The organism is Streptomyces sp. Root1304 (assembly GCF_001426405.1).
Lineage (GTDB): Bacteria > Actinomycetota > Actinomycetes > Streptomycetales > Streptomycetaceae > Streptomyces.
Genome location: NZ_LMEP01000005.1, coordinates 14,628 through 35,367, shown reverse-complemented (window position 1 = coordinate 35,367; position 20,740 = coordinate 14,628). Strand labels below are relative to the sequence as shown.

Annotated in this window: 19 protein-coding genes; 6 read left to right on the top strand and 13 right to left on the bottom strand. The window is 74.1% G+C overall.

The annotated features are described in order from the left end of the window. Positions 1–54: 54 nt before the first annotated feature. On the bottom strand, positions 55–1,692 hold the full coding sequence (locus ASD33_RS09035) for an IucA/IucC family siderophore biosynthesis protein (protein ID WP_056556280.1): 1,638 nt from the start codon (positions 1,690–1,692) through the stop codon (positions 55–57). A 47-nt stretch (positions 1,693–1,739) separates the two neighbouring features. Here ASD33_RS09035 and ASD33_RS09030 point away from each other — a divergent pair, with 47 nt between their 5' ends. Continuing rightward, on the top strand, positions 1,740–3,353 hold the full coding sequence (locus tag ASD33_RS09030) for an IucA/IucC family protein (RefSeq protein WP_056556277.1): 1,614 nt from the start codon (positions 1,740–1,742) through the stop codon (positions 3,351–3,353). A 28-nt stretch (positions 3,354–3,381) separates the two neighbouring features. Here the strand turns inward: ASD33_RS09030 and ASD33_RS09025 are convergent, their stop codons facing one another. Continuing rightward, on the bottom strand, positions 3,382–4,515 hold the full coding sequence (locus ASD33_RS09025; RefSeq protein ID WP_056556957.1) for an AI-2E family transporter: 1,134 nt from the start codon (positions 4,513–4,515) through the stop codon (positions 3,382–3,384). Between the two features lie 438 nt (positions 4,516–4,953). Then, complete coding sequence (locus tag ASD33_RS09020; RefSeq protein ID WP_056556273.1) at positions 4,954–5,148, bottom strand: DUF3046 domain-containing protein; 195 nt, start codon at positions 5,146–5,148, stop codon at positions 4,954–4,956. Positions 5,149–5,227: 79 nt separating this feature from the next. Here ASD33_RS09020 and ASD33_RS09015 point away from each other — a divergent pair, with 79 nt between their 5' ends. Further along, on the top strand, positions 5,228–6,157 hold the full coding sequence (locus ASD33_RS09015; protein ID WP_056556271.1) for a hypothetical protein: 930 nt from the start codon (positions 5,228–5,230) through the stop codon (positions 6,155–6,157). 102 nt (positions 6,158–6,259) lie between these two features. Here ASD33_RS09015 and ASD33_RS09010 read toward each other — a convergent pair whose 3' ends face one another. The 3 genes from ASD33_RS09010 to ASD33_RS09000 all read right to left on the bottom strand — a co-directional run bounded on the left by ASD33_RS09010 (position 6,260) and on the right by ASD33_RS09000 (position 8,252). Beyond that, positions 6,260–6,568 (bottom strand): AzlD domain-containing protein, encoded by a 309-nt coding sequence (locus ASD33_RS09010; protein WP_056556268.1) that lies wholly within the window; start codon positions 6,566–6,568, stop codon positions 6,260–6,262. Then, a complete protein-coding gene (locus ASD33_RS09005; protein ID WP_056556265.1) occupies positions 6,565–7,305 on the bottom strand; it encodes an AzlC family ABC transporter permease in 741 nt (246 codons plus the stop codon). Before ASD33_RS09005 ends, ASD33_RS09010 begins: the two co-directional genes overlap by 4 nt. 110 nt (positions 7,306–7,415) lie before the next feature. Then, positions 7,416–8,252 (bottom strand): AraC family transcriptional regulator, encoded by an 837-nt coding sequence (locus ASD33_RS09000; protein WP_056556262.1) that lies wholly within the window; start codon positions 8,250–8,252, stop codon positions 7,416–7,418. Positions 8,253–8,342: 90 nt separating this feature from the next. On the opposite strand from ASD33_RS09000, the gene ASD33_RS08995 reads away from it, so the two are divergent. Next, complete coding sequence (locus ASD33_RS08995) at positions 8,343–12,992, top strand: DEAD/DEAH box helicase (RefSeq protein ID WP_056556260.1); 4,650 nt, start codon at positions 8,343–8,345, stop codon at positions 12,990–12,992. 63 nt (positions 12,993–13,055) lie between these two features. Here the strand turns inward: ASD33_RS08995 and ASD33_RS08990 are convergent, their stop codons facing one another. Further along, positions 13,056–13,739, bottom strand: coding sequence for a maleylpyruvate isomerase family mycothiol-dependent enzyme (locus ASD33_RS08990; protein ID WP_056556256.1), 684 nt, complete (start codon positions 13,737–13,739; stop codon positions 13,056–13,058). Positions 13,740–13,843: 104 nt separating this feature from the next. Here ASD33_RS08990 and ASD33_RS08985 point away from each other — a divergent pair, with 104 nt between their 5' ends. The 3 genes from ASD33_RS08985 (at position 13,844) to ASD33_RS08975 (ending at position 16,102) form a co-directional block, all read left to right on the top strand. Then, positions 13,844–14,392: a GNAT family N-acetyltransferase gene (locus ASD33_RS08985; RefSeq protein WP_056556254.1), complete on the top strand. Its 549-nt coding sequence runs from the start codon at positions 13,844–13,846 to the stop codon at positions 14,390–14,392. A 103-nt stretch (positions 14,393–14,495) separates the two neighbouring features. Further along, entirely contained in the window at positions 14,496–15,299 is an 804-nt protein-coding gene (locus tag ASD33_RS08980) for a DNA-formamidopyrimidine glycosylase family protein (protein WP_056556251.1), read from the top strand. After that, entirely contained in the window at positions 15,296–16,102 is an 807-nt protein-coding gene (locus tag ASD33_RS08975) for an SDR family NAD(P)-dependent oxidoreductase (RefSeq protein ID WP_056556248.1), read from the top strand. Before ASD33_RS08980 ends, ASD33_RS08975 begins: the two co-directional genes overlap by 4 nt. Here ASD33_RS08975 and ASD33_RS36180 read toward each other — a convergent pair. From ASD33_RS36180 to ASD33_RS08950, 6 genes are all read right to left on the bottom strand, one after another. Next, positions 16,050–16,376 (bottom strand): hypothetical protein, encoded by a 327-nt coding sequence (locus ASD33_RS36180; RefSeq protein ID WP_079044662.1) that lies wholly within the window; start codon positions 16,374–16,376, stop codon positions 16,050–16,052. The two genes, ASD33_RS08975 and ASD33_RS36180, sit on opposite strands and share 53 nt — an antisense overlap. A gap of 219 nt (positions 16,377–16,595) precedes the next feature. Further along, positions 16,596–16,979 carry a helix-turn-helix transcriptional regulator gene (locus ASD33_RS08970; protein WP_056556245.1) on the bottom strand — a complete coding sequence of 128 codons (384 nt, stop codon included), beginning with the start codon at positions 16,977–16,979 and terminating at the stop codon, positions 16,596–16,598. 109 nt (positions 16,980–17,088) lie between these two features. After that, positions 17,089–17,610 (bottom strand): CinA family protein, encoded by a 522-nt coding sequence (locus ASD33_RS08965; RefSeq protein WP_056556242.1) that lies wholly within the window; start codon positions 17,608–17,610, stop codon positions 17,089–17,091. Then, entirely contained in the window at positions 17,607–18,281 is a 675-nt protein-coding gene (pgsA, locus tag ASD33_RS08960; RefSeq protein WP_056556239.1) for a CDP-diacylglycerol--glycerol-3-phosphate 3-phosphatidyltransferase, read from the bottom strand. The genes ASD33_RS08965 and pgsA overlap by 4 nt, the downstream gene beginning before the upstream one ends. After that, positions 18,278–19,771 (bottom strand): 30S ribosomal protein S12 methylthiotransferase RimO, encoded by a 1,494-nt coding sequence (gene rimO, locus ASD33_RS08955; protein ID WP_056556236.1) that lies wholly within the window; start codon positions 19,769–19,771, stop codon positions 18,278–18,280. Before rimO ends, pgsA begins: the two co-directional genes overlap by 4 nt. 90 nt (positions 19,772–19,861) lie before the next feature. Beyond that, complete coding sequence (locus ASD33_RS08950; RefSeq protein WP_056556234.1) at positions 19,862–20,689, bottom strand: helix-turn-helix domain-containing protein; 828 nt, start codon at positions 20,687–20,689, stop codon at positions 19,862–19,864. Between the last annotated feature and the right edge of the window lie 51 nt (positions 20,690–20,740).

Below are 20,740 nucleotides of genomic sequence, written 5' to 3'. Positions count from 1 at the left end.
CCTCCCGCCGTACGCCCCCAGCGCCTCCCGCCGTACGTCTCCCGTCACGTCCGCCTACGAAGGCCGCGGCAGCAGCGTCCACCGGTCCCCGCCGCGCCCCTCCAGCCGCATCAGGGTCAGCGCCTTCGCCGGGAGCGGTTCCGTACGCAGCGCGTGGGCGTCCGGGGTCGGGGGAAGGTCGGGGGCGACCGCGTCCAGGATCGTGCCGAGTGTCGGCGCGTCACCGGCCAGCGGGCCGAGCGCGCCCGTGACCAGGCTGCCGAGAAGCTTGCGGCGGAGCGTGTCCGGGTCGTCGTTCAGGAGCCGGCCGCTGACGGGCGGGGCCGCGATGCCGTGCCGGGCCAGGCGGGCGGGGCTGATGCGGATGTCGGCGAGGTCGCGGTAGACGAGCCGGCGGGGCCGGCACCCGGCGTCGAGGACCACGAGGAGGTTCTGCCCGTGCGCCTCCAGGGCCACCCCGAGGTCGAGCAGTTCCAGGCCGACGCCGAGGGCCAGCCGCGCGAACCCGACGGCCCTGCACAGCCGTTCGTCCGGCACGTGGGACGCGAGGAGTCCGGGAAGCGCGGCCACCGGCACCACCCTCTCCCCGGCCGCCGCGTCCGCGTACACCTGCGGCGACTCGCGCAGCAGCGCCGCCAGGTCGGCCGTTCCCGCCCCCGCCGCCGCCAGGGTGCGGGCGATGTGGAGACGGCCGTCGAACCGCTGGGCGAGCCGCTCGACGAACTCCGACGTGGCGAGCGCGTGCGTGACGGTGTACGCCGAGATGTCCCGTACGGCCGAGGTGAGTCGGGTACTCAGCGCGGTCTTGACGTGCGTGCCCCCGCCCAGGTCGAGCGTGCGCAGCGACAGCAGCGGATGCCCGTCGGGACCGGGCCGCAGCACTCGGCCGGGACCGGGCCCCCGCGCCCGTCCGCGCAGGACGTGCGCGGCCTGCCAGGGATGGACGGGGATCAGTACGGCGTCGCCGTCGCGGAGTTCGGCCGGCCACGCCCCCGAGACCGCCGCGCCCTCGACCGGGGCCAGCCACAGGGACACGACGGGCCGGTGCTCGGGCGCGTACGCGAGCTGCTCGGCGGCGGAGAAGCCCGGCCGGGAACGGCAGCAGGGGTGGTACGGATGCCCGTCGGTCTCCGTCTGCTCCCACTCCCACGGCTCCGCGGCGGAGCCGGAGAGGGCGACGGGGCGCCGGGGCGCCGTGCGTGAGAGCGCCATCGACGCGACGCTGTGGTCGAGTTCGGCGGCCAGCCGCGCGCCTCCCGGTACGGCGAGGGCGGCCATCAGTTCAGCCGGATGGCCGAACCGGCGCCCGTCGAGGTCGAGCTCCTTCACGGCGGCCCCGGCCGCCGGTGCCGCAGCCGTCGATGCCTCCGCCGCCGACACCGGTCCCGTTCCCGCCACCGGTCCCGCCATCGTCTCCGCCCCTGTCACCGGTCCCGTCCCCGTCACCGTCGCCCACGGGTCCGAGAACGGGCCCCGCAGCCGACGCCCGTCCGCCAGGCGCAGGGTCAGTCCCCCGCCGTCTGCGGTACGGGCCGCGACCCAGGGCAGCGGCTCGTGGACGAGGCCGCGCCACAGTCGGGTCAGCACCGCGCTCCTCGCCCCCGGAAGCCCCGCGGCGTACGCGTCCGTGAGGTCCGGGCGGACGGCGTTCAGTTCGGCGGCGAGAGTCCGTTCCGCGGCGGTTCGGCACATGGGGATGTTCTATCGCGGTCCGGCGCGGTCCACACATACTGATATCGATGGACATGCTCTCGCGGACCGCCGACGCCCTGGCGGTGACGCCCCTGCTCAACTGCCTGCTCCGCGAGGCCACGGACCCGGCGGAGGACCCGGAGACGCACCGGGTCCCCACGGAACCGGTCCCGGGGACGACATCGTCCCCGTCCCCGGCCGCCACCCCCCGGCACACCGTCCACCGCCTCCGTGCCACCGGCCGTCTCCTCCGTGTCCGCCCGGGGCACCGGCCCTCAGGACCCGAGCTGTGGACGGGCCGCGCCTGGCGGGCCCTGGACCATGCCCGTCTCGTCGACCTCGCCGTCCAGGAGATGTGCGCCACCACCGGCCGGGCCAATCCGGCCCTGGCCGCCGAGATGGCCGCCAGCCGCGCCGCCGTACGGGCCGTCCTCGCCGCCCGCGCCCGCAGGGCCCCGCCCGAGGACCTGTGGCTCCGCTCGGAGCAGGCCCTCGTGATGGGCCACCCGTACCACCCGGCCCCGAAGGCCCGTACCTCCGAGGGCTCCCCCACCGCCTGGCTCCGCTACGCCCCCGAGGCGTACGCCCGTTTCCCGCTCGTGCTGCTCGGCGTACGCGAGGACGCGGTGGTCGAGGACGGCGACACCCGGGCCCTGGACGCCCTCGGCGGGGCACCGCCCGGCTACCGGCTGCTCCCGGCCCACCCCTGGCAGCTCGACCTCTCGGACGGTGCCTCCCGGCTGCGCTCCGCCTTCGCCGAGGGCCGCCTCGTCCGGCTGGGCACCACGCGCGCGCCGGCCCGGCCGACCTCGTCGGTGCGCACCGTGTACATCCCCGGGGACGGCGGCCACGCGCGCGAGGACGTGTTCCTGAAGTTCAGCCTGGACGTCCGGATCACCAACGACGTCCGCCGGATGCGCCGGCACGAGCTGCTCCACGTGCGCCGTACCGACCCGCTGGTCACCGCCGCGTTCGCCGCCATGGGCGGCCCGGCGGCCTGGCTGAGCGACCGCGGCTACCGGACGGTGGACGGCCTCTTCGAGACCTGCGCCGTCCTCGTACGGGACGGCCTCGACCGCCGTCTGGTCCCGGGCGCGACGGCGGTCCTGACGGCCGCGCTCTGCGAGGGCTTCCCCGGCAACCCCCTCGACCGGCTGACGGATCCGCGGGCCTGGTGGTCGGCCTATCTGCGGTGCGTCGTGCCACCGGTCCTGGAGGCGTTCGCCCGCTTCGGCGTGGCCGTGGAGTGCCATCTGCAGAACACGCTGGTCGCCGTGGACGCCCTGGGCACCCCCGTCCAGTCGGTGTTCCGCGACGCGGAGGGCGCGAAGACGGTTCCCGGAACGCCCCACGAGGCGGCCTGGCGGCGACTCGTCTACTGCCTCGTCGTCAACAACCTCTCCGAGGTCGCCGGCGCCCTCACCCACCGGTTCCCGGGTTCCGCCGCCGCCCTCTGGGCCCTGGCCCGCGACGAGTTCGAACGGAGCGGGCGGCTCCCGGCGCTCCCCGACCTCGCCGGCCTGCTCGACGCGCCCACCCTCCCGGGCAAGGCCAACCTGCTCTCCCGCTGGATCAGGGCGGAGGGAACCGCCCCCCGCTACCTCCCCGTCCCCAACCCCCTCGCGAACGGCACCGTCGGCAGCACGCGCGCGCGTACGTGAGGGGCCCGGCCACGACGGCTCGGAGCGGTCAGGCGTCCTCGTCCGGCGCGATCTCCTTCTTGTGGTGCAGCGCCTTCTGCAGCCGGGCCACCACCGCCTCGCCGTACCGCCGGTGACCGTGGACGCGCGGGTCGTCCGTCACGTCGTACCGCTTCACGTACGCGCCGAGGAAGGCCTGGAGGGTGGCGACGGCCGGGATGGCGATCAGGGCGCCGACGGCGCCGAGCAGCGCCGTCCCCGCGATGACCGAGCCGAACGCCACCGCCGGATGGATGTCCACCGTCTTCGACGTGAGCTTCGGCTGGAGGACGTAGTTCTCGAACTGCTGGTAGATCACCACGAAGCCGAGCACCCACAGCGCGTACCAGGGGTTGACGGTGAACGCGATCAGCATCGGCAGGGCGCCGGCCAGGTAGGTGCCGATGGTCGGGATGAACTGCGAGACGAGACCGACCCACACGGCGAGGGCGGGGGCGTACGGCACGCCCAGGATCTCGAAGAGCACGAAGTGCGCGATGCCCGAGATCAGGGCCATCAGGCCGCGCGAGTACAGATAGCCGCCGGTCTTGTCGACCGCGATCTCCCAGGCGCGCAGCACCTCGGTCTGCCGGGCGGGCGGCAGGACGGAGCAGAGCGCGCGCCGCAGCCGGGGCCCGTCGGCCGCGAAGTAGAACGAGAACAGGAAGATCGTCAGCAGCCGGAAGAGTCCGCCGAGGACGGTCGCGGAGACGTCGAGGACGCCGGACGCGCTGTTCTGGACGTACTTCTGCAGCCAGTCGGAGCTGAGCACGCTGTCCTGGACCTCGACCCGCGACAGCTCCGTGTGGAAGGTCTGGTTGATCCAGTTGATCACCGAGTCGAGGTACTTGGGGAAGTTCTCGACCATGTCCACGATCTGGCCGGCGAGCATCGAGCCGAGGAGGACGACGAATCCGACACCGAAGACGAGGACGGCGAAGAAGACGAGGAAGGTGGCGAGGCCACGTCGCATCCCGCGGGCCGCCATGCGCCCGACCGCCGGTTCGATGGCGAGGGCGAGGAAGAAGGCGAGCAGGATGTTGACGAGGAGGCCGACGAGCTGGTGGAAGGCCCAGTTGCCGAGCTGGAAACAGGCGTAGAGCGCGAGGGCGAGGACGAGCGCGCGGGGCAGCCAGCGCGGCATCCGCGCCGCCTGCCCGACGGTCGGGGACGGCTGATCGGCGGGCGCGGGCGCCTGGCCCGCGGCCACGGACGCCTGGCCCGCGGGCGTCGGCGTCCGACCGGCGGGCACGGGTGTCACACCGCCGGCGTCGCCTCTGCCGGGCGGGGCCACGGAAGCGGTCGTCTCGGCGGATTCGGCCGATTCGTCGGAGGCGGTCGGGTGTGTCGCGTCGGTTTCGTCAGTCGGAGCCACCCCGCCAGTCTCGCGCACCGCACGGACATTCCACCCGGGACCCCGCACATCACCGCCGGGCACCCGGCGCTTCGCCGCCCGGCCACCTCGTGGAGGCCGCCCGTTGCCCAAAAACGGGCACGGAGAGGCCTGAGGAGCGGCAGGCGTACCCACGCCGGCACGGGTACGCGTACGGGAACGGCTGCGGGAACGCGTACGAGGCGGCCCCTACCGCCTGTCCGCCGGCACGTCGACGGCCACGCACACGGCCCGCCAGACGTCCTTCGCCTCCCAGCCGGCGTCCAGCGCCTCGCGTACCGTCCGGCCGCCCAGCTCCGCCATCACATGGTCGCGTGCGAAGGACTCGGCGTACGAGGCACCGAAGTGTTCGGCCATCCGTTCCCAGAAAATCGTCAACCGCATGACCTCAGTATCCCGCTCCCAAGAGTGCAGCCCGCTCCGCAGGCCTTGTCACCGCGACTTTCCGCCCTACCGTCGGAGCATGGCCGAAAAACCCCTCCCCTCCTCGCCCTCGACTCCCGTGGCCCGCGCCGGACACTTCGTGTGGCTGACGGCCCGCGTCCTCGAACAGCGCCGGTTCGCCTACCACTTCCTCCGCGGTGGCGCGGATCAGGTCGAGACGGCCCTCACGGCGTACCTCAACGAGGACGGCGGCTACGGCCACGCGCTCGAACCCGATCTCCGCGGACCGGTCAGCCAGCCGCTGCACACCGCGCACGCCCTCCGCGTCCTCGACTCGATCGGCCGGTGCGGCGGCCTGCGCGTGGAGCGGATCTGCCGCTACCTCACCGCCGTCTCCACCCATGACGGCGCGCTCCCGGCGATCCACCCGTCGCAGCGCGGCTACCCGTCGGCGCCGTTCGTCCCGGTCGTCGACTCCCCGCCGAGCGCGCTGCTCTCCACCGGCCCGGTGGTCGGGCTGCTGCACCGCAACCAGGTGTGGCACGCGTGGCTCTTCCGGGCCACCGAGTACTGCTGGGCGGCCGTGGAGTCGCTGGAGAAGTCCCATCCGTACGAGATCCAGGCCGCGGTCGCCTTCCTCGACGGGGCACCGGACCACGCGCGCGCGGAGGCGGCCGCCGACCGCCTGGGGCGTCTCGTACGCGAGCAGCGGCTCGCGGTCCTGGACCCGGACCGGCAGGCCGACCATCCGGTGCCGGACGGGTACGCGCCGGGAGAGCTGCACTTCCCGCACGACTACGCGCGCGTGCCGGACTCGCTGGCCGCGCGCTGGTTCACTGCGGAGGAGATGTCCCGCTCGCTGGACCGGCTCGCGGCCGACCAGCAGGAGGACGGGGGCTGGCCGATCCGCTGGCGCGCGTGGGCCCCCGGATCGGCGCTGGAGTGGCGCCCGATCGTCACGGTCGAGGCCCTGCGCACGCTCCGCGCCCACGGTCGCACGGTCGACTGAACCCGGAATCCCTCCCCGCCCCGGCCGAGTCCGCGCACTTTACCGGGGCCGCCGTCACCGAATCCGACAGCTCCGCCCCCACCGGGTCGGACGCCCCCACTGTCACCAGCCCAGCGCCCGTACCCCAGCCGTGACCACCACCGCGGCGCCCACGACGACCAGGAAGGGAGCCCGCAGGACGAGCGCGACGGCCGCCGCGGCAAGTCCGGCGGCGCGGGCGTCGACGACCAGGTCGCCGCCCGCGCTGAAGGTCTGCTGGGCGGTGAGCGCGGCGAGCAGCGCGACGGGGAGCAGCGCGGCGAGCCGCTGGACGAGGGGGCGTTCCAGCGCCCCGGCGGGGACCAGCAGTCCGATCAGCTTGACCAGGTAGCAGCCGCCCGCGGTCAGGGCGATGGCGATCCAGACGTTCATCGGGAGTCCTCCGTACGGGCGGTCGGGCCGGAGCGGCGGCCCCGGAACCACAGCACCAGGGGCGCGGCGAGGGCCGCCGCGAGGACCGGGACGCCGGCGGGCAGGACGGGCAGCAGGCCGAGGCCGAGCAGGACGGCGAGCCCGGCGGTGGCCCGCTCGGTCGTGGATTTCAGCATGGGGGCGAGCAGGGCGAGGAAGACGGCGGGGCCGGCCGCGTCGAGCCCCCAGGCGGCCGTGTCGCCGATCGCCTCGGCGCCGAGGGCGCCGAGCAGCGTGGTCACGTTCCAGAGGACGTACAGCGTGAGTCCGGTGACGGTGAAGCCGATCCGGGCGGCCCGGCGGGAGGGCTGCGCGAGCGCGACGGCCGTGGTCTCGTCGATCACCCAGTGCGCGGCGAACGGCCGGACGGCCTTCGGTACGGAGAGCAGCTGGGAGAGCCGCAGTCCGTAGAAGGCGTTGCGGGTGCCGAGGAAGAAGGCTCCGGCGGCGGCCGTGAAGGGGTTGCCGCCCGCGGCGAGCGCGCCGACCAGGGCGAACTGCGAGGCTCCGGTGAAGACGAGCAGGCTGAGGAGGCAGGTCTGGAGGACGCTCAGGCCGGAGCCCGCCGAGGTCACGCCGAAGGCGAAGCCGGAGAGTCCGACGGCGACGCCGACGCCGAGGGCGTCGCGGACGACGGCCGCGTCGGGTTTGGACGGCGTGCCGTCGCGTATCACGGGAGGTGCTGTCTGTTCTGCCACGTCGGAGACGGTACGGGGCGGGTGCCGACCCGGTCTTGTACGTTCTTGCGGCGGTCCGCTTCTCTCGGCGGACGGCTTCTCGCGGGGGTCCACTCCTCGCGGCGTGGGCCCTACGGGGCCGCCCGTCTCGCTCCACGCGCGCGTTGGTACGCCCCCGGCGGCACGCCCACGCTGCGCGTGAAGTGCCGGTTCAGATGGGACTGGTCGGTGAAGCCGACGGCGGCGGCCGCGTCCGCCGGGGGCGTCCCCGCGTCGAGGAGCCGCCGGGCCCGCCGTACGCGCGCGTCCGTGAGCCAGGTGTGCGGCGGCATGCCGTACGCGTCCCGGAAGGCCCGCAGCAGGGCGAAGGGGCTGGTGCCGAGGTCCGCGGCGAGCCGCTCCAGGGTCGGCGGCTCGGCCATGCGCTCCTCCAGGACGCTCCGCGCGCGTGCCGCGTTCCGGGCGCCCGCCGAGTGCGGCGGGAGCGGGGTGACGAGACCGCCGTGGCTGCGCAGCATCCGCGCGGTGACCAGCCGGAGCAGGCTGTCCGCGGCGAGCGCGTTGCCCTCCTCGGCGGCCCGGTGGACGCCGACGACGAGCCGGGAGGCGTACGGGTCGTCGACGACGGGCGAGGTGAAGCCGACGGAGCCGCGCAGGGCGAGGGTGTCGGCGGCGATGGACCGGACGATCTCCGCGTCGGGGTAGATCGTGCGGTACGTCCAGCCCTCGGGCACGCCCGCGTGCCCGGTGTGCGGGGTGTCGGGGTTGACCAGGGCGATCTGCCCGGGGCCCGCGTGGACCAGGTCGTCGCGGTAGTGGAAGGCCTCGACGCCCTCGGTGATCGCGGCGAAGACGAAGGTCTCGTGGGTGTGCCGGGCGAAGGCCTTGTGGATGTAGCGGGCGTGCAGCAGGTCGACCCCGGGCAGCTCGGCGTACTGCCAGTACCGTGCCCGTTCCCCGCTCGCCATGCCCCCATTCTGCGCCGCGCGCCCGCCGCCGTGCGAACGGATCTCCCCAGGTCCGGGCGGTTGTCAGTGGCCGGGTGCACGATGGGGGGCATGGTCAGGTCCGCGCTCGACTCGTTCTCCCCCGCGACCCGTGGTTGGTTCACCGGGGCCTTCACCGCGCCCACGGCGGCGCAGGAGGGCGCCTGGAACGCCATCGGCGCGGGCTCCGACGTGCTCGTCGTCGCGCCGACGGGCTCGGGCAAGACGCTGGCCGCCTTCCTCGCCTCCCTGGACCGGCTGGCCGCCTCCCCGCCGCCCGCCGAGCCGAAGCAGCGCTGCCGCGTGCTGTACGTGTCACCGCTGAAGGCCCTCGCGGTGGACGTCGAGCGGAACCTGCGGTCGCCGCTGACCGGCATCCGGCAGGAGTCGGTGCGGCTCGGGCTGCCCGAGCCGGACATCCGGGTCGGGATCCGCTCCGGCGACACCCCGCCGGCCGAGCGCCGCGCGCTCGCGACCCGGCCGCCGGACATCCTGATCACCACGCCCGAGTCGCTGTTCCTGATGCTGACCTCCGCCGCCCGGGACGCCCTCGCGGGCGTGGAGACGGTCATCCTGGACGAGGTCCACGCGGTCGCGAGCACGAAGCGGGGCGCCCACCTGGCCCTCTCCCTGGAGCGGCTCGACGAGCTGCTGCCGCGCCCCGCGCGCCGGATCGGCCTGTCGGCCACGGTCCGGCCGGTGGACGAGGTGGCGCGCTATCTGTCGCCGGGGCGCGCCGTGGAGATCGTCCAGCCGCCGTCGGGGAAGGAGTTCGACCTCTCCGTCGTCGTCCCCGTCGAGGACATGGGCGAGCTGGGCGGCTCCCCCGCGTCCGAGGGCAAGGACGGCGGCGACAAGCCCTCGATCTGGCCGCACGTCGAGGAGCGGATCGCGGACCTCGTCCAGGCGCACCGCTCCACGATCGTCTTCGCCAACTCCCGGCGTCTCGCCGAGCGCCTCTGCAACCGGCTCAACGAGATCGCGTACGAGCGGGCCACCGGCGAACCCCTCCCCGACGGGGCGCCGCCGGCCGAGATCATGGCCCAGTCGGGGGCGGCGCAGGGCGCCCCGGCGCTGCTCGCCCGCGCCCACCACGGCTCGGTGTCGAAGGAGCAGCGCGCCCTGGTCGAGGAGGACCTGAAGGCGGGCCGGCTGCCCGCCGTGGTCGCCACCTCCAGCCTGGAGCTGGGCATCGACATGGGCGCGGTGGACCTGGTCGTGCAGGTGGAGTCGCCGCCCTCGGTGGCCTCCGGGCTCCAGCGCGTGGGCCGCGCCGGCCACCAGGTCGGCGCGGTGTCGACGGGCGTGGTCTTCCCCAAGTACCGGGGCGACCTGGTGCAGGCGGCCGTGGTCACCGAGCGGATGCGTTCGGGGGCGATCGAGTCGATGCGGATCCCCGCGAACCCGCTGGACGTCCTGGCCCAGCAGCTGGTCGCCCTCGTCGCGCTCGACACCTGGCAGGTGGACGACCTGCTCGCCCTGGTGCGCCGGGCGGCGCCGTTCTCCTCGCTGCCCGAGTCGGCGTTCACGGGCGTGCTCGACATGCTGGCCGGCCGCTATCCCTCGGATGCCTTCGCGGAGCTGCGCCCGCGCGTGGTCTGGGACCGGGTCGCCGGGACCGTGACCGGGCGGCCGGGCGCGCAGCGCCTCGCCGTCACCTCGGGCGGCACGATCCCCGACCGGGGTCTGTTCGGGGTGTTCCTCGCGGGCTCCGACCCCAAGAAGGGCGGGGGCAGGGTCGGCGAGCTCGACGAGGAGATGGTGTACGAGTCGCGGGTCGGCGACGTGTTCACCCTCGGCACCACCTCGTGGCGGATCCAGGACATCACCCGGGACCGGGTGCTCGTCACGCCGGCGCCCGGAGTGCCGGGCCGGCTGCCGTTCTGGAAGGGCGACCAGCTGGGCCGCCCGCTCGAACTGGGCAGGGCCGTGGGCGCGTTCCTGCGCGAGGTGGGCGCCCTGGCGGACGAGGACGCGCGGCTGCGGCTGCTCGCGGCGGGCCTGGACGGCTGGGCCGCCGACAACGTCCTCGCGTACCTCAAGGAGCAGCGCGAGGCCTGCGGTCACGTGCCGGACGACCGGACGATCCTGGTCGAGCGCTTCCGCGACGAGCTCGGGGACTGGCGGGTCGTCATCCACTCCCCCTTCGGTGCGCAGGTGCACGCCCCGTGGGCGCTGGCCATCGGCGCGCGGCTCGCCGAGCGGTACGGCATGGACGCGCAGGTGATGCACGCGGACGACGGCATCGTGCTGCGTCTGCCGGACGCCGACCTGATGGGCCTGGACATGGGCCTGGACCTCCTCGACCACGAACCGGTCGACCCCGGCCGCCACCTCGACACGACCTACGACGCGGACAAGGCGCCCGTCGGCGCGGCGGACGCCCTCTTCGACAAGGCCGAGATCGGGCAGATCGTCACCGACCAGGTCGGCGGCTCCGCGCTGTTCGCGTCCCGCTTCCGCGAGTGCGCCGCGCGCGCCCTGCTGCTGCCCAAGCGCAACCCCGGCAAGCGCACCCCGCTCTGGCAGCAGCGGCAGCGAGCGGCCCAGCTCCTCCAGGTGGCGAGCGAGTTCGGCTCGTTCCCGATCGTCCTCGAAGCCGTCCGCGAGTGCCTCCAGGACGTGTTCGACCTCCCCGGTCTGACCGAGCTGATGGGCGACATCGAGGCCCGCCGGGTCCGCCTGGTCGAGGTCACCACCCCCGAGCCGTCCCCCTTCGCCCGCTCGCTGCTCTTCGGGTACGTCGCGCAGTTCCTGTACGAGGGCGACTCCCCGCTCGCCGAGCGGCGGGCGGCCGCGCTCTCCCTGGACTCCCGGCTGCTCGCGGAGCTGCTCGGCCAGGCGGAGCTGCGCGAACTGCTCGACCCGGAGGTCCTGGCCGAGCTGGAGCGGGAGCTCCAGTGGCTGACGGACGACCGCCGCATCAAGGACGTGGAGGGCGTCGCCGACCTGCTGCGGGTGCTGGGCCCGCTCACGGACGCCGAGCTGGTCGAGCGCGGCGCGGAAGGGGCCTGGGCGACCGCGCTGGGGGCCGCCCGGCGCGCGATCCGGGTGCGGATCGGGGGCCGGGAGCACTGGGCGGCGATCGAGGACGCGGGCCGGCTCCGTGACGCCCTGGGCACGGCCCTGCCCGTCGGGGTGCCCGAGGCCTTCACCGAGCCGGTCAAGGACCCGCTCGGCGACCTCCTCGCGCGGTACGCCCGTACCCACGGCCCGTTCACGTCCTCCCGGGCGGCCGACCGCTTCGGGCTCGGCGCGGCCGTCACCGACGGCGCCCTCCAACGGCTCGCCGCGACCGGCCGGGTCGTCCAGGGCGAGTTCCACCCCTCGGGCATCGGCCAGGAGTGGTGCGACGCGACCGTCCTGCGCCGGCTGCGGCGCCGCTCCCTGGCAGCCCTGCGCCACGAGCTGGAGCCGGTGCCCCCGGCGGCCCTCGCCACCTTCCTGCCGCAGTGGCAGCACCTGGGGAGCAACAGCCTGCGCGGGATCGACGGCCTCGCCCGCGCGATCGAGCAGCTCCAGGGCGCGCCGGTCCCCGCCTCGGCCCTGGAGAAGCTGATCCTGCCGTCCCGGGTCGGGGACTACACCCCGGCGCTCCTCGACGAGCTGACGACCACCGGCGAGGTGCTGTGGGCGGGAGCCGGATCGCTGCCCGGCAAGGACGGCTGGGTCTCGCTGTACCTGGCGGACGCGGCGCCGCTGCTCCTGCCCGTGCCGCATCCGCTGGAGCTGTCCGCCCTCCACGAGTCGGTCCTCACGGCCCTCTCCGGCGGGTACGGCCTGTTCTTCCGGCAGATCGCCGACCAGATCCGGGCCACCACCCATCCGGACGCCACGGACCCGCAGCTCGCCGACGCCGTCTGGGACCTGGCCTGGTCCGGCAGGCTCACCAACGACACCCTGGCCCCGCTGCGCTCGCTCCTCGGCTCGGGGCGCACGGCGGGGTCCACGGCCCACCGCGCGCGCCGCACGGTCCCGCGCGGCCGGTACGGCACGCTGACCGCGGCCGCCCGCCCCGCTTCCCGTACGGGCCCGCCCACGGTCTCCGGCCGCTGGTCGCTGCTGCCGCCGGCCGAACCGGAGCCCACCCACCGGGCCCATGCCCTGGCCCGTACGCTCCTGGACCGGCACGGCGTGGTGACCAGGGGCGCGGTGGCCGCCGAGGGCGTGGAGGGCGGCTTCTCGGCCACGTACCGCATCCTGGCGGCCTTCGAGGACAGCGGGCAGGCCCGGCGCGGCTATGTGGTGGAGGGCCTCGGGGCCGCCCAGTTCGCGATGGACGGCGCGGTGGACCGGCTGCGGGCCGCGGCGACCGCCCGCGACCGGGGCGTGGAGGCCGCGACGGGCCCGCGCGCGCTGGTCCTCGCGGCGGCGGACCCGGCGAACGCGTACGGGGCGGCCCTGTCCTGGCCCGAGCCGCCGACCGGCGCCGGGCACAAGCCGGGGCGCAAGGCGGGCGCGCTGGTGGTCCTGGTGGACGGCGAGCTGACGCTGTACATGGAGCGCGGCGGCAAGACGCTGCTGTGCTGGCCCGCCGAGCCCGACGACCCTGCCCTGAGGGCGGCGGCCGAAGCGCTGGCGGCGGCGGCACGGGCGGGCACCCTGGGCACGGTCACGGTGGAGCGCGTCAACGGCGCGACGGCCCTGACCTCGCCCCTGGCCCGTCCCCTGGAAACCGCGGGCTTCGTGGCGACCCCGAGAGGCCTTCGCCTGCGCGCGTGACCGGCCGGTGGGGCGTGACGGGACCGCGACGCACGAGGCCCGGACCGCCGTCACCGGTCACCGTCAGCCCAGCGCCAGCCACCGGATGCCGAGCCGTTCGACCTGGACGGCCTCGGTGCCCTCCAGCGGTGTCCGGCCGGTGGCGACGCGCAGGAAGTGCGGCGGGCTCCAGCCCAGCGCGCGGACGGCCTCGGTCTGCTCCGCGCCGAGGAGGAGTTCCGTCACCGCCTCGCCCGCCTCCGGGGTCAGCCAGGGTTCGTGGCCCAGCGCGTCCGCCAGGTCGAGACCGTGGACGGCGACCTCGACGACCCGGGTGAGCAGGAACTCCGACAGGAGCATGGGGTCGCCATGACGCGTCCGCACCGTACGGCCGGCCGGTTCGGCCCGGCAGAGCTCGTCGACCCGCTGCCAGGTCGCGGCGAAGTCCGCGGCGAAGGTGGCACCGTCGGCGGACCGCGCGGCGCGGCTCGTGGCCAGATCGATCCGGGCCCCGTTCGTCTGCGGCGAGAAGCGCTCGTCCGGCCGGTAGTACTCCACCGCGGAGATCTCGGCCTCGGGCGGGGCCGGCGCGTCCAGCATGCCCGGGAGCCAGTCGATCACGACGCAGATGTGCCCGAGGAGGCCGCGTACGGTCCAGGGCGCGCAGCGCGTGGGGAGCTCCCACCGCTCCTCGGGCAGAGTTGCCACGACATCGGCGAGCGCCCCGGACTCCCGGCGGAACGCGTCGAGCACACGATCTTGGTTCATGCGGGCGGATGCTACCAACCGGCCTCCGGCGGGGCCCCGTTGGCCGTCCCGCCTTCCGCTGCTTCCCTGCCGCTCCGCCCGGAGCCTGCGATAGGTTGCCCGGCATGACTGCTCTCGGAAGCCTCGCCTGGCCACCGGCCCCGATCAAGACCGAGCGGCTCGTCCTGCGCGAGTCCGAAGCCCGTGACCGTGCGGCGTTCGTCGACCTGTTCGCCTCGCCGGAGGTGGGCACCTACGTGGGCGGCGCCCGCCCGCGTGACGTGCTCGAACAGGCGATGCCCGAGGTGCCCGGACAGCGCCCCGGCTGCTTCGTGATCGAACACGACGGAACGATGATCGGCATGGTCACCCTCGACCCGCGCGACCCGCAGCGCCAGGGGCACGTCCGCCCGGAGGGCGGGGAGACCGAGCTCGGATACATGTTCCTGCCGACGGCGTGGGGACACGGGTACGCCGCCGAGGCCTGCGCGGCGGCACTCGACTGGTTCACCGAGGCGCTGCCCGGCGAGCCGGTGGTCCTCTGCACCCAGTCGGCGAACGACCGCGCGATGCGCGTCGCGGCGAAGCTGGGCTTCACCGAGGTGGAGCGGTTCGAGGACTACGGCGCCGAGCAGTGGTTCGGCGTACGGACCCGGGCCACCCCGACCGCCTGAGCACCGCCCACCGAGCCCGACCCGAACGGACCCGAGCCGAAGCCCCCCAGGCCCGGCCCCACCACCGAAGCCCGCCGAAGCCCCGACCCGGCATCATGGAACCGTGCCCGAAGGAGACACCGTCTGGCAGGCCGCCCACCGCCTGCACACCGCGCTCGCCGGGCGGGTGCTGACCCGCTCGGACCTCCGGGTGCCCCGCTTCGCCACCGCCGACCTCACCGGCCGCACGCTCCTGGACGTCACCCCGCGCGGCAAGCACCTGCTCGCCCGGATCGAGGGCGGGCTCACCCTCCACTCCCATCTGCGGATGGACGGCGCCTGGCGGGTGTACGCGACCGGGGAGCGCCCGCACGGCGGCCCGGAGCACCAGATCCGGGCGATCCTCGGAAACGCCGAGTCCACCGCGTACGGCTACCGCCTCCCCGTCCTGGAGCTCATCCGCACCACCGAGGAGCCCCGGGTCGTCGGCCGCCTCGGCCCGGACCTGCTCGGCCCGGACTGGGATCCGGAGGAGGCGGTACGGCGGCTCGGCGCCGACCCGGAGCGCCCCCTCGGCGAGGCGCTGCTCGACCAGCGCAACCTGGCCGGCATCGGCAACGTGTACAAGTCGGAGCTGGCCTTCCTCGCCGGTGTCACCCCCTGGCTCCCGGTCGGCGAGCTGGACCCCGGCGTCCCCGCCCGGCTGGTCGCGACCGCCCACCGCCTGCTGGACGCGAACAAGGACCGTCCGGACCGGCGCACGACGACCACCCGGCGCCCCGGCACCCCGCTCCACGTCTACGGCCGCGAGGGCCGGCCCTGCCTGCGCTGCGGCGCCCCGGTCCGCAAGGCGGAGCTCGGCGACCGGGTCACGTACTGGTGTCCCGGCTGCCAGCGGGGCCCCGAGGGAATCCCCCACACCAATTGACGACCCGTCAGATCCGGTCGTACGGTCCGGACATGACGACGACCCTTCCGGCATACGACCTCACCGGCCGCACCGCGTTCGTCACCGGCGCCGCGAGCGGCATCGGCCGCGCCACCGCGGTCCTCCTCGCCCGCGCCGGTGCCACCGTCCACTGCGCCGACCGCGACGAGAACGGCCTCAAGGAGACCGCGGCCCTCGTCGCGGCGCAGGGCGGCACCGCACACACCCACCCGCTGGACGTCACCGACCGCCCCGCGCTCGCCGCGGCGGTCCGCGCCGCCGGACCCCTCCACGTCATGGCCGCCATCGCCGGGATCATGCACACGAGCGCCGTCCTGGAGACCCGCGACGAGGACCTGGACCGCGTCCTCGCCGTGAACTTCAAGGGCGTTCTCCACGCGTGCCAGGAGGCGGCCCGTTCGATGATCGACGCGGGCGTCCCGGGCTCGATCGTCACGATGGCCTCGGGCGCGATGGACACCGCGAGCCCCGGCCTGCTCTGCTACAGCGTGACCAAGGCGGCCGTCGTGCAGCTGACGAAGACCCTGGCGGCGGAGGCGGGCCGGTACGGCATCCGGGTCAACGCGGTCGCCCCGGGCTGGATCCGCACCCCGATGACCGACCGCCACGAGCCGGCCGCCCAGGAGCAGGCGGAGGCCGCCATGATCCGTCACTCCCCGCTGGGGCGGGTCGGCGAGGCCGAGGACATCGCGCACGCGGTCCTGCACCTCGCGTCGGACGCCTCCGCGTTCACGACCGGCCAGATCCTCCGCCCCAACGGCGGCGTCGCGATGCCCTGGTGATCCGCACGCCGTCCACCGCACGCCCCGGCGCCCCGGCGAGGGACCGACCGCCCGTACGTGCCCCGGCGCGCACCCGCGCCCTTCCCGAGGAAGCCGCCACGTGCACCGGCAGCAGGCTCAGCCCCCAGCCGCCCGCGGCCACCGCCCCCTCGACCGGCCCGCTCTCCCCCGGTACGAGTACCAGGCGCAGCACGGCCCACCACCAGAGCCCCCCGGCCGCGAGCGCGCACGCGACCAGCGCGAGCGTCGCCAGCGGAACCCGTCGCCGTACCATGGCCGCCTCCTGCGGTCGACGCTAGACCGGCAGGATCACCCTGCGGGAGGGCGCACGGGAGGCAAACCCGGCGCGCACGGCCCAGTCGTACGCCACCCACCATGGCACGGCACACCGGAACCCGGCATCTCAGGCAATCGGGCACATGTCGAACAAGAAAGAGAAAAGCCCCGGTCAGCGCCCCATGAGGGCGCCGACCGGGGCTTCGCCCCGCTTCGGTCAGGCAGCGACGACGTCCACCGCTTCCGCGGGCGCCTTGATAGTCACCCGCCCGGTGGGCACACCTGCCACCGACGTCACCGACACCGAATTGAGCATCGGGCGGACCGGCGCCGGCACCGGTTCGCTCGCCGCTGCCGACTCGGCCAGTTCGGCCAGTGACAGCTCGTCGCTCACTTCACGCATGAGCTCGGACATCCGTACGTCCAGCGCGTCGCAGATCGCGGAGAGCAGCTCGGAGGATGCCTCCTTCTGCCCCCGCTCCACCTCGGAGAGATAGCCGAGCGAGACTCGGGCGGACGAGGAGACTTCGCGCAGAGTACGGCCTTGGCGCTGGCGCTGCCGACGCAGCACGTCACCCAACAGGCGACGGAGCAGAATCATCGGTGGCTCCCTCCTCGGACCGCGTAGCCGCATCCTTCACGCCCCACCGTACCGCCTCGCGCTGCGGCCGTGCGGGGAGCGATGTCGTGTTCTCTCAGGGCTGCAAACATCAATTCCCCCCGTTGTGTTCCGTATCCTGTGCCCGCGCATTTCCCGAGAGTTCCTCGTGGAGCAGTTCCAGGACGCTCCGCACACTCTCTCTACGGATGTCCGCGCGGTCGCCGTTCAACCTCAACGAGACCACTTTCCCGGCGCGGGCGCCCGTCGCGGCGGGCCCGGCGACCGCCACGTAGACCGTTCCGACGGGCTGGCCGTCCTGCGGGTCGGGCCCCGCGACCCCGGTCGTCGAGATGCCCCAGTCGGCACCGAGCCGGGCCCGGGCACCGGCCGCCATCTGCAGTGCGACCTCGGGATCCACCGCTCCGCGCTCCGCGAGGAGGGCCGCGTCGACGCCGAGCAGCTCGTGCTTGAGGGCCGTGGCGTAGGCCGTGACGGACCCCCGGAAGGCGGCCGAGGCGCCGGGGACCCCGGTCAGCTCGGCGGCCACCAGACCACCCGTGAGCGACTCCGCGACGGCCAGCGTGTGACCACGCTCCGCCAGCAGCGCCAGCACCCGGGCGGCCTCGGTCATCGCGTCGCCGTCTCCGACCGCGCGGCCGCCCGCTCGGCGGCGAGCCCCTCGCGGCGCAGGACGACCGCCTGTCGTACGTAGTCCAGACCGGTGACGACCGTCAGCACGACGGCCACCGCCATCACCCAGAAGCGCAGGGTGGCCAGGGGTCCGGTGAGCATCAGCACGTACATGCCGACCGCCGTGCCCTGGGCGAGCGTCTTCATCTTGCCGCCGCGGCTGGCCGGGATGACCCCGTGCCGGATCACCCAGAACCGCATCAGGGTGATCCCCAGCTCCCGCGCCAGGATGACCCCGGTGACCCACCAGGGCAGGTCCCCGAGCAGGGAGAGCGAGACGAGTCCGGCCGCCATGATCGCCTTGTCTGCGATCGGGTCGGCGATCTTCCCGAAGTCCGTGACCAGGTTGTACGTACGGGCGAGGTGCCCGTCGAAGACGTCCGTGATCATGGCGACGGCGAACGCCGCCCACGCCCAGGCCCGCCAGACGGGGTCGTGACCGCCGTCCTGGAGCAGCAGCACCACGAAGCCCGGCACGAGCACGAGCCGGATCATGGTCAGGATGTTGGCGATGTTCCACAGGCTGGCCTGGTTGACGGCCGCCGTGCCCAGCTTGCCGCGGGGCGCCGGCCTACCGGTCCCGCCCGTCGCGGATGCCGGGACTCCGGTCATCTGCCTGCCTCCTCGAAAAGACACTCGGCCACCAGGTCGACGCCTTCCGTGCCGACGACCTTCGCCCTGACCATACGGCCAGGAGTCAGGTCGGGGCTCGCGCCGTCGGCCGTGGTGAGCAGCACCTGGCCGTCGGTCTCGGGCGCCTGGTGGGCGGCGCGGCCGATCACGCCGTCCTCGTCGTCCACGGACTCGACCAGTACCTCAAGGGTCTCTCCGAGCCGCTCCTCCGCGCGCTGCGCGGTGAGCTCCTCGGCGAGCCGGGAGAGGTGGGCGAGCCGCGCGTCGACGACGTCCTGGTCGAGCTTGTGCTCGTACGTGGCGGCCTCGGTGCCGTCCTCGTCGGAGTAGCCGAAGACGCCCACGGCGTCGAGCCGGGCGTGGGTGACGAAGCGTTCCAGCTCGGCGAAGTCCGCCTCGGTCTCGCCGGGGAAGCCGACGATGAAGTTGGAGCGGGCACCGGCCGTGGGGGCCTTGGATCGGATGGTCTCCAGGAGCTCCAGGAAGCGGTCGGTGTCGCCGAAGCGGCGCATGGCCCGCAGCACGTCGGGGGCGCTGTGCTGGAAGGACAGGTCGAAGTACGGGGCGACCTTCTCGGTCGACGTGAGCACGTCGATCAGGCCGGGGCGCATCTCGGCCGGCTGGAGGTAGCTGACGCGGACGCGCTCGATGCCGTCGACCGCGGCCAGCTCGGGCAGCAGGCTCTCCAGGAGGCGGATGTCGCCCAGGTCCTTGCCGTACGAGGTGTTGTTCTCGGAGACCAGCATGACCTCCTTCACACCCTGCTCGGCGAGCCAGCGCGTCTCGTTGAGCACGTCCGAGGGACGGCGCGAGACGAAGGAGCCGCGGAAGGAGGGGATGGCGCAGAAGGAGCAGCGGCGGTCGCAGCCGGAGGCCAGCTTCACCGAGGCGACGGGGCTGGTGTCGAGGCGGCGCCGGAGCGGCGCGCGCGGCCCCGAGGCGGGCGCGAGGCCCTCGGGAAGGTCGGCGGGGGCGTCGACGGGGGCCTCGGCGGCGTCACCGTGTCCCGGCAGGGCCACGGCCGCGGCGGCCTCCTGGCGCTCCACCGGGGAGAGCGGCAGCAGCTTGCGCCGGTCACGCGGGGTGTGGGCCTCGACACTGCCACCGTTGAGGATGGTCTGGAGGCGGTTGGAGATGTCGGCGTAGTCGTCGAAGCCGAGGACGCCGTCGGCCTCCGGGAGGGCTTCGGCGAGCTCCTTGCCGTACCGCTCGGCCATACAGCCGACGGCGACCACGGCCTGGGTCTTGCCGTGGTCCTTCAGATCATTGGCTTCGAGGAGGGCGTCGACGGAGTCCTTCTTGGCGGCTTCGACGAATCCACAGGTGTTGACGACGGCGACATCCGCGTCCTCGGCGTTCTCGACGAGCTCCCAGCCGTCCGCTGCCAAGCGGCCTGCGAGCTCCTCCGAGTCCACCTCGTTACGGGCGCAGCCAAGAGTGACAAGGGCGACGGTACGGCGTTCGGGCATGGACTCAAGACTACTTCGTCCCGGCCGTTCCCCCGTCGCGCAGGGTTCACCTGCGCGACAGAGGTCACATCGGGGGCCGCCTCACGGGGCTCAGCCGGCCTCGGGGTCGCCCTTGGTGTAGGTCAGCCGCTCGACCTGGCCGGATTCGAACTTGTCGGCGAGCTTCTTGCCGTTCACGTAGAGATCGATCGCACCGGCGTTGCCGAGGACCAGATCGATGCGCTCGTCGTCCTGGAAGGTCTTGGACTCGCCCTTGAGGAGGAGTCCGTCGAAGAGCAGCTTGCCGTCGTGGGCCTTGGCCGAGATCCAGCTCTTGTCGTCGATCGCGGAGAGCTTCACCGTCACCTTGTCCTGCGGGACGGCGGCGATGGCGCTCTCGGTGGGCTTCGGGACGACGGGCTTGACCGGCTTCGGCTTGGCGGCCGAGGTGCCCTTCTCGGGGGCGGGCGCCGGGCCGCCGTCGGCGGCGGTGGTGCCCTTGGGCGCGTCGTTCCCGTTGAACATCGTGAAGCCGACGAAACCGACGACGGCGACGATGGCCGCGACCATCGCGGCGGTCCAGTTGGGTCGCCGGGGCTCGGGGCGGATACGTTCCGCCTCGAAGAGCGGGGCGGCGGGGGTGGGCGCGGGACGGCCACCGTGCTCGGCGTCGAACTGCTCGATCAGCGGAGCCGGATCGAGGCCGACGGCGCGGGCGAGCGTGCGGATGTGCCCGCGGGCGTAGACGTCTCCGCCGCAGCGCGAGAAGTCGTCCTCCTCGATCGCGTGCACGATCGGGATCCGGACACGGGTGGAGGCACTGACCTCTTCGACGGTGAGACCGGCGGCGATGCGGGTCTGCTGGAGAGCGCGACCGATCGAGTCCCGGTCGTCTGCCGGGAAGATCCGGTCGTCTTCGGGGGAGTTGCCGATGGACACGAGAGCGCCTTTCGAGCGTGTAGCCACCTGCTGGACGTTCAGTCTATGGGT